The following is a 13,919-nucleotide window of genomic DNA, read 5'->3' as shown; positions in this document are numbered from 1 at the left end:
AATGCTATAATTTTTTTATAAATGTATTTGGGGATATTCCAAAATGCTTTCTGAATTTAAAAATAAAATAAGAATAATTAGTGAATTTCAATTCATCACAAGTCTCCGATATCGTATATTTCTTCTCTTCAAGAAGTTCTTTCGCTTTTCTCAGCTTACTATCCATAAAGTAAGAATGAGGTGTTGTACCGGTTATCTTTTTGAATAAGGCTTTAAATTTTGATTCAGACATAAAAGCTTTATCAGCCATCGTTTTTATAGATGGGAAAAAACCGTCAACATTTTCGTGCAAATAAGCCTGTACTGCAATGATGCTAGAAAGATCATCCTTATTTACTTTCTCGGTAGTAATGGTGTTGTTAAACACCTGATTCATATAATTTGCACCAAGACTATATGCCGCGGCAACTAAATTTAAGTTAAAGACCGCACTGCCGACTTCCAATTTTCTTAAATCAGATAGCAAATGAAAGCTTTCAGGAGACATTCTATCAAATTTGATAAAAGTATTTTTCTCCGGATTCATTACTTTTTCGACATTTTGTGCAAACAAAACATTATTTTGTGCAAATGTGTTAAGCTTGCTTTTTTTAACAAAAATGCAGATCCCAAAAGATCTTGCATCTGGAGCAACATAAAAATCTGTTTCCAATGTGCTATCAATTAAGGCCAAATCATATCCAAATCTCCCCATATTAAAAGAAAAGTCGTTAAATGCTTTTACAGCCTTTCCTTCTGTTAAATTATAATATAGACAGATAAAATCGCTTTTTGTATGGGATTGAATAAAATGTATTTCTGTCTTATAAACAACATCAATATAATAAATAACAAAATCATCACCGCAATCAATAAAATATCTGAAACCCGTATTTATTTCCTCTGGGACCTTAATAAAATTCCCCTCTATTTTACCCCCAAAACTTGCAGCAAATGATTCAATCCAGTCCAAATCTGCGCCATAAGAATGCTTAATGGTTAACATAATCTGTATTTATATTTTGCACATTAAATTTAACAAATAACCATTAATTACACAATAACTATCTAAAAATTAAGCAATAAGCTTTTTCTTCAGTTAATTAAATAAGAATTTTAGTCAAAAAACATTATTCCATTTAAAAAAAGCAGAATAAAAAAAAACTGTCAAGTATAAACTTGACAGCTTTTTTTATAACCTTTAAAATAAAAATCAGAAACGAATAATATTCATTTTAATACTTTCAGTTCCTGATTTTAAAAAACAAACTATAATAACTATTTAACTATTATAAATTCAGAACGCCTGTTCAACTGATGTTCTGCTTCACTACATTCAACACCATCAGAACATTTATTAAGAAGCATTGTTTCTCCATAGCCTTTTGCTGTTATCCTGCTTCCAGAAATTCCTTTTGCTACTATATATGCACGTGTACTTTTTGCTCTTTTCTCAGACAAATTCATATTGTAATTATTAGTTTGTCTACTATCTGTATGTGAACGGACTGCAATCTTGATATTTGGAAATTCTTTCAATACCTGAACAATTTTTTGAAGTTCAACTTCTGCATCAGGTCGAATATTTGCCTTGTCCAAATCAAAATATATTTCTTTAATATTTAATACTTTTGCTAAATCAGTACCTGGATTTAAAGGCGTTTTAATTTTTGTAACCGTTAAAACTATTCCTTTTTTAGGATCGATCTCCTTTGTAATTACTTCAACTTCTTTTATTTCATAGTCCGGAGATTCTACTTTAACATAAAAAACACCATCTTTTTTTGGATCTATAGTAGCTAAAAAACCTCCTAAATTATCAGTATTTGTTGTACCAATTACGTTATGATTCTTATCAAAGATTACAACTTGAGCTGCTGCAATCGGCATACTTGTCATTATGTCAATTACCTGGCCATTAATATTCAGCTTTCCTGCTTGCTCTTTAAAAAGATAAATATCATCTTTACCCATACCTCCTTCTCTATTGGAAGTAAAAAATCCTGCATTGGAACTCTGAAGTTTGATAAAGCCAAAATCATCATATTTACTATTGATTGGCTGTCCAATATTAATCACTTTCTGATTATAATTTTCTTGTCCATTTTCTGCTACAAAAATATCAAGCCCTCCAAGCCCAAGGTGGCCGTCAGATGCGAAATACAACTTGTTATCGTAACCTATCCAAGGAAAAGTTTCTTTACCCTGTGTATTAATATTACTTCCCAAATTTATAGGAAGCCCAACAGTATTATTTGTTATATCGATGGTAGTTTTGTACAAATCAGTCTCGCCATATCCGCCCGGCATATCTGACGCAAAATACAATGTTTTCTCATCCGGACTAAGTGAAGGATGTGCACAGCTAAACAAATCATTGTTAAAAGGCAATTCTTGAACATTTGACCACTTATTATCGACAAGAGTTGCTTTGTATATCTTAAGAACTACCGCTTTTTTAAGTTTTGTCTTTTTTGTTTCATAACTTTTTGTAAAAAACATCGTTTTTCCATCTTTAGAAAAAACAGGATCTGACTCATGCAACTTGGTCTGAATTTCCTTTGCAAAAAATTCAGCATTACTTACCTTATTATCTTTTGACAATGAAGCAGAATATAATGATGAATAGTAATCTGCAGTCCAATTATCTTTTTTAGATTTTACATCTTCAGGTGTACGACTAGAAGTGAAAATCAATTTATCATTATAAATAGATGCACCATAGTCTGAAAAACTGCTGTTAATACTAGCATTTTCAACAACATAACTTTTAGAGTTATCTGTTATATCTGCAAGATAATTGCTGTTGTTCGCATATTGCAATGAACGATTATCTGAAGCATTTAATTCTGAGAATTTTTTTAAATATTCAGTAGCTTTGTTGTTATCACCAACTGATTTTAAGGTTTGAGAATACCTATAATAATAAATTGGCGCAACATCTGTTGATAATTTAAATAATTCCTCATACCATTTATTTGCTTTTGCATATTCGGCATTAAAAAAGTATGAATCTCCTAATTTTTCGAACAATTCAACAGATTTGAAACCTTTATCAGCTACTTTCTCATAAACTTCAATGGACTTAAAATAAGCTCTTTCCTCATACAACTTATCAGCTTTCCCAAGTTTTGAATTTTTCCCTTGTGAAAATGAGGTAAGACAAATCAAAAATGCTCCTAAAACATATATATTCTTTTTTTTCATGATTTCTATGGCTTATAATTCTTAAAAGAAACGCGGGTTAAAAATGCGTTGATTGTTTTTAAATACTTCAAAACGAAGGAAAATCTCGTGCGAACCAGAATTATAATTACCCAGATTTGTAGTATCGAAATCATAAGCATAACCAGCCATTAAGCCTGGAGTAATTTGAAAACCAGCCAATGCACTAAAAGCTGCATCCCATCTGTAAGCAACTCCCAATGTCAGCTTATCACTAAACAGGAAGTTTGCCGATACGTCAGCCTGCAAAGGCGCACCAACTGTCGCTTTTAATAAAACAGCAGGTTTAAATTTTACTTCTGTTGATAAATCAAACACATAACCTCCTATAAGATAAGCATGCATTTTTTCCTTAACATGTGAAACCGCCCCATGATTATATTGCGTTGTTTCTAGAATTGAAGGAACAGACAAACCAACATAAGCCTTATCTGACTGCAAATAGACTCCTGCACCTACGTTTGGCGAGAATTTCTTATCAAGATTTTGCTGCATATTTGGATCTTCTGGGTTATAAATTTCCAATTTACTGTAATCAATGTTTAAAAAATTTGCTGTTCCTTTAAGTCCAAAAAACAATCTATAGGTATCATTTAATACGATGTTGTATGAGAAATCTGCAGACACACCGGTCTCGCTTGATGGTCCAATTTTATCACTAAGTACCGAAACTCCCAAACCAACTCTATCATTTACAGGAGTATTCAAAGAAAATGTTGCCGTTTTTGGCGCTCCTTCTAATCCAACCCATTGGGTTCTATATAAACCATTTATACTCAATACATCTCTAGATCCTGCATAAGCGGGATTTATACTTACTGTATTGTACATATACTGGGTAAACTGCGACTCCTGCTGGGCATTTGCTGTCATTGCACACCCAGCTACCAAAAATAAAAGTATATATTTCTGTATTTTGTTTTTTAATTTCATTTTAAATTATTTTAGCATAAAGATGTGATATCCAAGATTACATCTTCATTTACATTTATAGTCAATCATGGATATCATATCCCACAATACTTTTAATAACTGATGTATAAGTAACCCGATTTTTTAAAATCTTTTCCTTCCTTATAATCTTGAACATTAATAATATAGAAGTAGGTTCCTACAGGCAATTTTTTATCTTTATTTATAGTAACACGACCTTCTGAATATCCTTGAAAAGTATTACCTGTTGTATCATAAGCTTTAGTTTCAAAAACTTTTACTCCCCAACGATTATAAATCTCTACTGTATTATTTTGATAATTCTTAATTCCATCAATTTTGAAATAATCATTCATTCCATCTCCGTTTGGAGATACAGCATTGTATATTACAAGATCACTAAGTTCTGCTTTGACACGTGCTAGAGTAAATATCCCGTAAGACTGCAGCGGATCAACTACCATACTTACTTCTTTGCTTGCACTATTAGCAGCACCTCCAAGGTCTATCCATTTTCTTTTGCTTTCATCCCAGTGAACAATATGAATTTCATCGTAGGGAGCACCGTAAATCTCAAATGGAGTTGTGTCTTCATTCCAGCTCAGGGTAAGAAAAACATTATCGTTGCCTGCAGTTTTATCAAGAGTCCAATATTCAGCATTGTTTATAATGCTTATCTTATCATCTTTGCTATTATGTGAATATTCAAAATCTGAATTCTTCAAATAATATTTACCTGTAAAAGCATCTTCATTTTTTTGTGGCGCTGAGATACGGGCATGACGATAATATCCTCCATCTCCAATTGGGTATGTAAAGGCACTTTTACCATTTTTTTGTACCAATCCATCTACGTGACTTTCGTTGCGAACCTTGATATGGGTTGCATTTGGTTCAAATACTACGAGGCCTTCATATTCTTCATTATCTACAACACCATTTTCAAATGCTGCCTGACCTGAAATTCTAATCTCATTTGAAAGATGAAAAGCTGGCTGTATATTGTTATTATTAAATTCAATATTATTTAACATCATCGGGACACTGCCTGAAATATTTTGAAATCCAGATGTACCACGCATTCTTGTAATACCAGTTGTAACCTCTGGCGAAAAATCTACAAGTCCGTCGTTGTTATAATGACTGTATAAATACAAATCACCATCGTTTACGATTTCTCCTGTAGCTGTATTGTTTACTTCCTGCATACTATTCATTAGAGTGCCTGAGGCAATAAACAACTCTCCAGTATTTACTGTTTGAGCAAATCCCAACGACGTCATAAAGACAGCAGTCATTGAGAGAAGCATTTCTTTTTTGTTGTTTTTCATAGTTAATTTTATTTCAATATTTTTTAACACATTTTATAATTCGTTAAAGACATCATTCTGGATATGCAAAAAAATCACCATCAGTCCATTTGGTAGCGTAAAAATAATTTTCACTGTCATTGGCAATACCTCCTATCTCTTTTCCTCCTTTAGCTCCTCCTACAGAAGAACTGTTCCATACATAAATATGAATAGGGTCATCACTGGTATTTTCAACCCTAAAGACACCCGATACAAACAAGGGATATTTTCCAGGAACTGAGCCTGTAGAAGCTGTATTATAAATAAATTTACTTCCGTAAAACTTAAATGAATTGTATATGTAAGTATAATCAGATGATAGTGTAAATCTTCCTGCATAATTACTATTTGGCACTGTAGTCTCTCCAATCTTAGGATTAATCAACACGCCCATATTCACAAGCCATTTTCCTTTTGGCAAAGTAATTCGCCATGAAAGAAGACAGCTATCTGCCCCTCCAGCAGGAAAATTGATAGGGTCGCCACCCACAATCCCTTCAACCAGAAGCACACCATTCTCGCGCCAGCTTCCATTACCATCCTTATCAGTTGTATACACATACCCCTCTTTTTGATACCCATCATCAATAGTTAATACTGATCTTGGCCACGTACCTGTTCTTTTAAAAATAGACTTTCCAGATACTTGAAATTTATATTTTGAATTTAAATAATCATAACCTCCACCAATACCAACACTTCCAGCATGCCAAATATTTTGAAACATCGAAGTTGCAGGCAATTCCCATTTTTCCATTACCCACCATGGCTCAATAACACTGATATCAACAGGGGATCCTGTAACACCATTAACGGTAGTTGTTAAATTAACCCCATCTAAAGAGTTTGAAACTATTGATGATGGTGGATAATCTAACAATTCACCATATGTACTAACAATTTTTTTTGTTTGTGCAATCACAGAGCTTCCTATGGTAAGCATTACTGCACATATTATATTTTTCATCCTTTTTCCCATTACCTTTCTTTTTTAAAAAACTTTTTACTGACCGTCAACTACAAATCCAACTTGTTTTTAACAGGACAAAAGTAAAGGAGCCATCTTGCAACTATAATCCAATGAAGACGGAAAAACATCGTGATGGGACATAATGCTACATCTTCCATTTAGCAAATGGAAAATCTTACTTACTAAAGGGATAAAAGGATATCAGTTCTCACAAAATAGCTTACTGTTAGCAAAAAAAGCATTAAGGATATTTATGAATCTAAGCCTTGAAAATGTTCATTGTGAAATACATTGCACTAAAATTGAATGCAGCTTGCTGACAATCTAGTCTTGGCATAAAGCGGAGTGCAAAATTTCCTGTAGTCAACACTTCAATAACAATAGGTGTAACATTATTTGTATAAGTTCTTATAGCAGTATTAACAGTATAAAGTCCAGTAGATTTTAATGTTAATCCCCCTGTTGCTACGGGAATAATACTAATACCTGATGCTTCCTTATCTCCTGCTGCTTCATGTGCTGCTGACATAGGATAATGATAAGGCATAGATGTACAATATAAAATGTACATACCAGGAGTTAATTTAATTGAGCTTGTAATCCCTTCCGTTTCATATGAATCAATAGTACAATCACCATCTCCTCTAAGTACATAACCTGTACCATTTCCAAGCGTTATACTTCCTACATAACCATTTACAGAAGATTGCCAAGTTGCTTTTCCATCTGCATCACTAGTTAATACTTTACCAGAACCTTGTGTACCATCTACAATTTTAACTGCACCTGCTGTTGCACCATTGTTTACTTCAAGTTTTACAGAAGGATTAGTAGTACCAATACCTACATTTCCACCATCCTCGATTCTTAGTCTTTCTGCATTACTAGTATAAAATCTAAGATCACTATTTGCAGTACCCATATAATGAGCTCTCATTCCCGAAAATGCTGCTGTATAATTTGATCCATTGTAACCTCTGAATGCTATTTGACCAATTGTAGTACCAGCATCCATCGCTGCAGGACTAGCTTTAGTATTATTTGCACTGTTAATAAATATAGATCCAGAATATCCAACACCATATGAAGCTATATTAAGATCATCATAACCATCACCAATATTATCGTTAACAATATTTATTGCCGATGATGGTGCATTTGTATTAATACCTAAATAACCAGCAGTCGTTAATGTCATTCTTTCAACGTTGTTTGTTATAAACGGAAGGTTGAAATTATCTTTAGTACCTAATGATTTTAAAGCACCGTTTGTATTACCTCCCACATACCAAGCTGGCGAGAGAGTTGGAAAAAAAGTAACTTTTTTCCCGTTTGGCGTAACTACTGTTTCAGAAGTTTGTGCCATTATAAAAGCACTCTGCAGTAATAATAAACTATATAGTAATTTTTTCATTTTCACTTTATCTTTATTTAATATATTTCTTAAAATTTCTTTTTTTAATTATCTATTGCGTTTTAGTTGCATAAATGTAATTCTCGCCATTATTGCCTATTGATCCAATTTCGCCACATCCATAAACAGTATGGCTCGATGCTGCATTCCATATATATAAGGTTACTGGTGATGTAACATTTACTCTAATAACTCCTGATGCAAATAGTGGATAATTAGGTGGTACTTTTACTCCTGTACTGGCCGTTTGAAGAATCAAATTGCTGCCAACGAAACTAAATCCTGTCTGAACATTTTGTGTTTTACTGCTGGATAAAGTAAATCTTCCGGTATAACATGTATTGGGTTTGACACTTTCTCCTATTTTCGCTCTAACAAGCAAGCCAATATTTATAAGCCAGTTGCCAACAGGCAAATTGATTGAACCTCCAATAGCATTTTCAGTATTTCCAGCTGAAAAATCAATTGAAGTACTTGGCCTAGTTCCTTCAATAATTGTAACTGCCTGATCTTTCCATGTTGCCAGACCATTTGCATCTGAAGTGAGTACTTTGCCTAAACCTTGTGTACCATCTACAATTTTAACTGCCCCAGCTGTTGAACCATTATTTACTTCAAGTTTTGCAGTTGGATTAATACTTCCAATCCCTACATTTCCATTATCTGCAATCCTTACAGCTTCTTTATTGCTGGTATAAAACCTGAGATCGTTGCGTGAAGGTCCTGTATAATAACTTCTCATACCTGAATAGGCTTTGTCAAAATTAGAACCATTAAATCCTCTAAAAGCCACTCCTCCAATCAGATCTCCTATTGCTAATTCCCAAAGTTCACCACCACCACCAACGTTTAAGGAACGGCTTAAAAAAAGATTTGGGGCTGCCTCAGTACTACCAAAACCATTATATGTAACCAGACTAATATCATCGTAATTATCACCTAAATTATCATTGACAATATTTAATGCTGTTGCGGGTGTAGTTGTATTAATTCCTAACAAACCTTCTTTTGTTAGTGTCATCCTGACTTTATTATTTGTTATAAACGAAAGATCAAAATCATCAATATTTCCAAGTGACCCAATATATCCATTTGTATTGCCACCCACATACCAAGCTGGTGATGTAGTCGGGAAAAAGGTAACTTTTTTTCCGTTTGGCGTAACCACAGTTTCTTGAGTTTGAGCAATCATGTGGCAACTTTGCATTAATAGTAAACTGTATAGTATTTTTTTCATTTTTAATTCAATGTATAATTCAAAAATTCTTTTTTAATTATCTATTGTGTTCTGGTTGCATAAATGTAATTCTCACCATTATTTCCTATGGATCCAATTTCGCCACATCCGTAAACCGTATGACTTGATGCTGCATTCCAGATATATAAGGTTACAGGTGTTGTAATATTTACTCTAATAACTCCTGATGCAAATAATGGATAATTAGACGGAACTTTTGTTCCTGTACTGGTAGTTTGAAAAATCAAATTGTTTCCAATAAAACTAAATCCGGTTTGAATATTTTGTGTATTGCTACTCGATAAGGTAAACCTCCCAGTATAACATGTATTGGGTTTGACACTTTCTCCTGTTTTGGCCCTAACAAGCAAGCCAATATTTACAAGCCAATTGCCAACAGGCAAATTGATTGAACCGCCGATAGCATTTTCAGTATTTCCAGCTGAAAAATCAATCGAAGTACTTGGCCTTGTTCCTACAATAGTTGTAATTGCTTGCTCACTCCATATTGCTAGTCCATTTGCATCTGAAGTCAGTACTTTGCCCAAAGATTGCGTACCATCTACAATTTTAACCGCACCTGCTGTTGTACCATTATTTACTTCAAGTTTTGCACCTGGATTAACACTTCCTACACCAACATTTCCATTATCTGTAATCCTTGCGGCTTCTTTATTTGTAGTATAGAATCTAAGATCGCTGAGTGAATTTCCTGTATAATAACTTTTTATACCTCCATATGCTTTAAGTACACCAGAATTATCTAAGTCACTAAAAACAAAAGGTGTCTCACTATTTGCTTCTATAGAACCATCGAATCCTCTGAAGATTACCCCCCCAATCCTATCCCCTGCAGCTAATGTTTCGGGAGCAGCCTTAGTACCTCGTGCACGGTTTAAAAACAAATGTGGAGTAGCTGTATTACTATGTGTTTCTACACTAATATCATCATAAGCATCATTTTTTAGATGATCAACAATATGTAACACCGTTTCAGGTTTTCTTGAGCCAAAGGTTAAGAAACCATCGGTTGTCAACTTCATAGTCTGCCAACCAAACAAACCACCACTATCTATTTTACTTGAAAATGGAAAATCAAAATTATTCTTAGTTCCTATTGCTTCAGCAGCACCATTCGTATTTCCTCCTAAATACCAGGCTGGGGCTTGAGTTGGAAAAAAACTCACTTTTTTTCCGTTTGGGCTAACTGCTATTTGATTTGTTTGTGCAATCGTAAAAAAACTTTGCATCAACATTAAACTATATAGTAGGTTTTTCATTTTTTAATGTTTCTTTTTAAATTCAAAAATTATTGATTCTCTTAAAAAACGTATCGATCAAATTATATTAGGGCAACGTTCTATGGCTATATTATCATTTTATTCCATAACTTTTTGTGCAATTAATGCTCCGTATGCGGTTGAATAAAGTCCTCCTTCTCCATTATAGATGCTTACGTTACCCGTTCTAACATCAGAAGAAATATTAAAGAAAAGGTATATCGTAGTTGGAGTTGTAACATCTATAACAAATGTATAATTCCAATTTAGATATTTATTTCCAGATGGAACTGCCTGAGTTGATACACAAGTATGACCACCATTTGCAAAAAGAGTTGAAGGGATATAACTACTAGCACTTGAAGACCATCCTGCAATCATATCTGCATAGGTAGCTCCTGGCGCAAAACCAAAACTTCTATCTGTTAAGGTAATAATCCATCTACCTTTTGAAAGTGATAAAGATCGTTTTGAATAGTTCCATGTATCATAAGTAAGTTTAAGATTAGTTCCTTGTGGTGCGATAAAGGTACTAGCGCTTACTGGCGACTGCCATGTTGCCAAACCATTTGCATCTGAAGTAAGTACTTTACCAGCGCCTTGTGTACCATCTACAATTTTTACAGCTCCAGCTGTTTGGTTATATACATCTAACTTTACCGTAGGATCTTGACGACCTATACCTACATTTCCAACATCCGTGATTCTTAGTTTTTCCGTATTACTAGTATAAAACCTCAAATCACTATTTTTAGTACCCATATAATAACCTCTTATTCCTGAATAGGCATCATAATAACTTGTGCCATTCCAACCTCTAAATGCGATAGTACCCATTACTGTATTTACATCCATCGCTTTAGGATCAGCTTTTGTGTTCTTTGCGCTATTTAAAAAGATTGCTCCAGAATAATTATCACCATATGAAACTATACTAAGATCATCATACCCATCACCTACATTATCGTTAACAATATTAAATGCTGATTGGGGCGTAGTTGTATTAAGACCTAAAAAACCGCCGGTCGTTAAAGTCATCCTTTCTGTATTATTAGTCATAAATGGAAGATTAAAGTTGTCTTTCGTTCCAATTGACTTTAAAGCACCATTTGCATTTCCACCTAAATACCAAGCTGGTTCAAGATTTGGAAAGAAAGTAACTTTTTTTCCATTTTGAGTAACCACGGTTTCTGGTGTTTCTGAAGTTTGTGCCGTTATATAAACAGTTGGGGCTAGCAAAAGCATACATAATATCTTTTTCATTTTTTCACTCTTTTAGATTTACACACTCTTTTAATTTTACCTAAAAGAGTGTGTATTTTAAGCTTTAGAATATTATTTTAAATAATCAATAATAATATTATCACCAGCCATCAAGCTATATGAACCATTACTTGCCGGTGTATAAGTAACTACTTTTCCACTTAGTGCAATCGCGTTATTATCAATACGAACTCCATTAATGTGCATTTTCACTTTAGACAAAGATGATGGCGTTGCTGAAAGTGTAAATGTTACTAGTCCTGCAGTAGCCGTAAATTCGTCAATTGCTTGTTGTGGCACTACGGCATTTATCACGTATGCATCTGCAGCTGTTCCAGTTCCTGTAATTGTTACATTTGTTCCAGCAGTAGATTTTCCACCAATTCCAGCGACACCTTGAATACCTTGAATACCTTGAATACCCTGATCTCCTTTGTCTCCCTTAAGACCTTGGATACCTTGATCTCCTTTGTCTCCCTTAAGACCTACACCAGTTGCTCCAGTTAAACCTTGAATACCTTGGATACCTTGATCTCCTTTGTCTCCCTTAAGACCTTGGATACCTTGATCTCCTTTGTCTCCCTTAAGACCTACACCAGTTGCTCCAGTTAAACCTTGAATACCTTGGATACCTTGATCTCCTTTGTCTCCCTTAAGACCTTGGATACCTTGATCTCCCTTGTCTCCCTTAAGACCTACACCAGTTGCTCCAGTTAAACCTTGAATACCTTGAATACCCTGATCTCCTTTGTCTCCCTTAAGACCTTGGATACCTTGGATACCCTGATCTCCTTTGTCTCCCTTAAGACCTTGGATACCTTGATCTCCTTTATCTCCTTTTCCTGCAGCTTCTCCTGGAATACCTTGGATACCTTGATCTCCCTTATCTCCCTTATCTCCTTTAAGACCTTGAATACCTTGGATACCTTGATCTCCTTTAAGACCTTGAATACCTTGATCTCCTTGGTCACCTTTTACTCCGGCTAAACCTTGGATACCTTGATCTCCCTGGTCTCCTTTTAAACCTTGAATACCTTGATCTCCCTGATCTCCTTTTAAACCTTGGATACCTTGATCTCCCTGATCACCTTTTAAACCTTGGATACCTTGATTTCCTTGGTCACCTTTTAAACCTTGGATACCTTGGATACCTTGATCTCCCTTATCTCCTTTTCCTGCAGCTTCTCCTGGAATACCTTGGATACCTTGGATACCTCGAATACCTTGATCTCCCTGGTCACCTTTTAAACCTTGGATACCTTGAATACCTTGGTCACCTTTTACTCCTTGGATACCTTGATCTCCCTGATCACCTTTTAAACCTTGAATACCTTGATCTCCCTGGTCTCCTTTTAAACCTTGGATACCTTGATCTCCCTGATCACCTTTTAAACCTTGGATACCTTGATTTCCTTGATCACCTTTCAAACCTTGGATACCTTGATCTCCCTGGTCTCCTTTTACACCTTGAATACCTTGATCTCCCTGGTCACCTTTTAAACCTTGGATACCTTGAATACCTTGGTCACCTTTTACTCCTTGAATACCTTGATCTCCCTGATCACCTTTTAAACCTTGAATACCTTGATCTCCCTGGTCTCCTTTTAAACCTTGGATACCTTGATCTCCCTGATCACCTTTTAAACCTTGGATACCTTGATTTCCTTGATCACCTTTCAAACCTTGGATACCTTGATCTCCCTGGTCTCCTTTTACACCTTGGATACCTTGATCTCCCTGGTCTCCTTTTACACCTTGGATACCTTGATTTCCATCTACTCCATCTCTTCCGTCTCTTCCGTTAATTGGAGTCCAACTTCCGTCAGGATTCTGAACATATACAATTTTCGTTTCAGTATCCGTATAAATCTTGATGTCTTTTCCAGGAGCGCCAGGTGTACCTGCTGGCCCAGGAGCTCCTACTCCAGAACCTACTCCTACTTCTCCGTCTCTTCCATCTACTCCGTCTCTTCCATCTACTCCGTCTCTTCCGTCTCTTCCGTCTCTTCCGTTAATTGGAGTCCAACTTCCGTCAGGATTCTGAACATATACAATTTTCGTTTCAGTATCCGTATAAATCTTGATGTCTTTTCCGGGAGCGCCAGGCGTACCTGCTGGCCCAGGAGCTCCTACTCCAGAACCTACTCCTACTTCTCCGTCTCTTCCATCTACTCCGTCTCTTCCGTCTACTCCGTCTCTTCCGTCTCTTCCGTCTCTTCCGTTAATTGGAGTCCAACTTCCGTCAGGATTCTGAACATATACAATT

At 35.1% G+C, this 13,919-nt stretch carries 10 protein-coding genes; all 10 read right to left on the bottom strand.

What is annotated here, in order from left to right:
- Positions 1–4 precede the first annotated feature (4 nt).
- Positions 5–985 carry a helix-turn-helix domain-containing protein gene (locus tag FN795_RS19180; RefSeq protein ID WP_142452104.1) on the bottom strand — a complete coding sequence of 327 codons (981 nt, stop codon included), beginning with the start codon at positions 983–985 and terminating at the stop codon, positions 5–7.
- A gap of 272 nt (positions 986–1,257) precedes the next feature.
- Complete coding sequence (locus FN795_RS19175) at positions 1,258–3,186, bottom strand: OmpA family protein (RefSeq protein WP_142452103.1); 1,929 nt, start codon at positions 3,184–3,186, stop codon at positions 1,258–1,260.
- 21 nt (positions 3,187–3,207) lie between these two features.
- On the bottom strand, positions 3,208–4,137 hold the full coding sequence (locus FN795_RS19170; RefSeq protein WP_142452102.1) for a PorP/SprF family type IX secretion system membrane protein: 930 nt from the start codon (positions 4,135–4,137) through the stop codon (positions 3,208–3,210).
- Positions 4,138–4,229: 92 nt separating this feature from the next.
- Positions 4,230–5,468, bottom strand: coding sequence for a gliding motility-associated C-terminal domain-containing protein (locus FN795_RS19165; protein ID WP_142452101.1), 1,239 nt, complete (start codon positions 5,466–5,468; stop codon positions 4,230–4,232).
- 52 nt (positions 5,469–5,520) lie between these two features.
- Complete coding sequence (locus FN795_RS19160; protein ID WP_142452100.1) at positions 5,521–6,468, bottom strand: hypothetical protein; 948 nt, start codon at positions 6,466–6,468, stop codon at positions 5,521–5,523.
- A 250-nt stretch (positions 6,469–6,718) separates the two neighbouring features.
- Entirely contained in the window at positions 6,719–7,873 is a 1,155-nt protein-coding gene (locus tag FN795_RS19155) for a hypothetical protein (RefSeq protein ID WP_142452099.1), read from the bottom strand.
- Between the two features lie 52 nt (positions 7,874–7,925).
- Positions 7,926–9,110, bottom strand: a complete 1,185-nt coding sequence (locus FN795_RS19150) for a hypothetical protein (RefSeq protein WP_142452098.1) — start codon at positions 9,108–9,110, stop codon at positions 7,926–7,928.
- Between the two features lie 41 nt (positions 9,111–9,151).
- Positions 9,152–10,390: a hypothetical protein gene (locus FN795_RS19145; RefSeq protein WP_142452097.1), complete on the bottom strand. Its 1,239-nt coding sequence runs from the start codon at positions 10,388–10,390 to the stop codon at positions 9,152–9,154.
- A 99-nt stretch (positions 10,391–10,489) separates the two neighbouring features.
- Positions 10,490–11,653 (bottom strand): hypothetical protein, encoded by a 1,164-nt coding sequence (locus tag FN795_RS19140; RefSeq protein WP_142452096.1) that lies wholly within the window; start codon positions 11,651–11,653, stop codon positions 10,490–10,492.
- A 72-nt stretch (positions 11,654–11,725) separates the two neighbouring features.
- A partial coding sequence (locus FN795_RS19135) for a hypothetical protein (RefSeq protein ID WP_208743583.1) occupies positions 11,726–13,919 on the bottom strand: 2,194 nt, incomplete at its 5' end.

Origin of the sequence: Flavobacterium resistens, assembly GCF_900182645.1 — a bacterium.
Classification (GTDB): domain Bacteria; phylum Bacteroidota; class Bacteroidia; order Flavobacteriales; family Flavobacteriaceae; genus Flavobacterium; species Flavobacterium resistens.
This window is presented reverse-complemented; position numbering and strand designations above follow the sequence as displayed.

Excerpts from the sequence above, each read along its gene's own strand:
- FN795_RS19180 (WP_142452104.1), bottom strand. The coding sequence starts at position 985 with ATGTTAACCATTAAGCATTCTTATGGCGCAGATTTGGACTGGATTGAA.
- FN795_RS19175 (WP_142452103.1), bottom strand. The coding sequence starts at position 3,186 with ATGAAAAAAAAGAATATATATGTTTTAGGAGCATTTTTGATTTGTCTT.
- FN795_RS19170 (WP_142452102.1), bottom strand. The coding sequence starts at position 4,137 with ATGAAATTAAAAAACAAAATACAGAAATATATACTTTTATTTTTGGTA.
- FN795_RS19165 (WP_142452101.1), bottom strand. The coding sequence starts at position 5,468 with ATGAAAAACAACAAAAAAGAAATGCTTCTCTCAATGACTGCTGTCTTT.
- FN795_RS19160 (WP_142452100.1), bottom strand. The coding sequence starts at position 6,468 with ATGGGAAAAAGGATGAAAAATATAATATGTGCAGTAATGCTTACCATA.
- FN795_RS19155 (WP_142452099.1), bottom strand. The coding sequence starts at position 7,873 with ATGAAAAAATTACTATATAGTTTATTATTACTGCAGAGTGCTTTTATA.
- FN795_RS19150 (WP_142452098.1), bottom strand. The coding sequence starts at position 9,110 with ATGAAAAAAATACTATACAGTTTACTATTAATGCAAAGTTGCCACATG.
- FN795_RS19145 (WP_142452097.1), bottom strand. The coding sequence starts at position 10,390 with ATGAAAAACCTACTATATAGTTTAATGTTGATGCAAAGTTTTTTTACG.
- FN795_RS19140 (WP_142452096.1), bottom strand. The coding sequence starts at position 11,653 with ATGAAAAAGATATTATGTATGCTTTTGCTAGCCCCAACTGTTTATATA.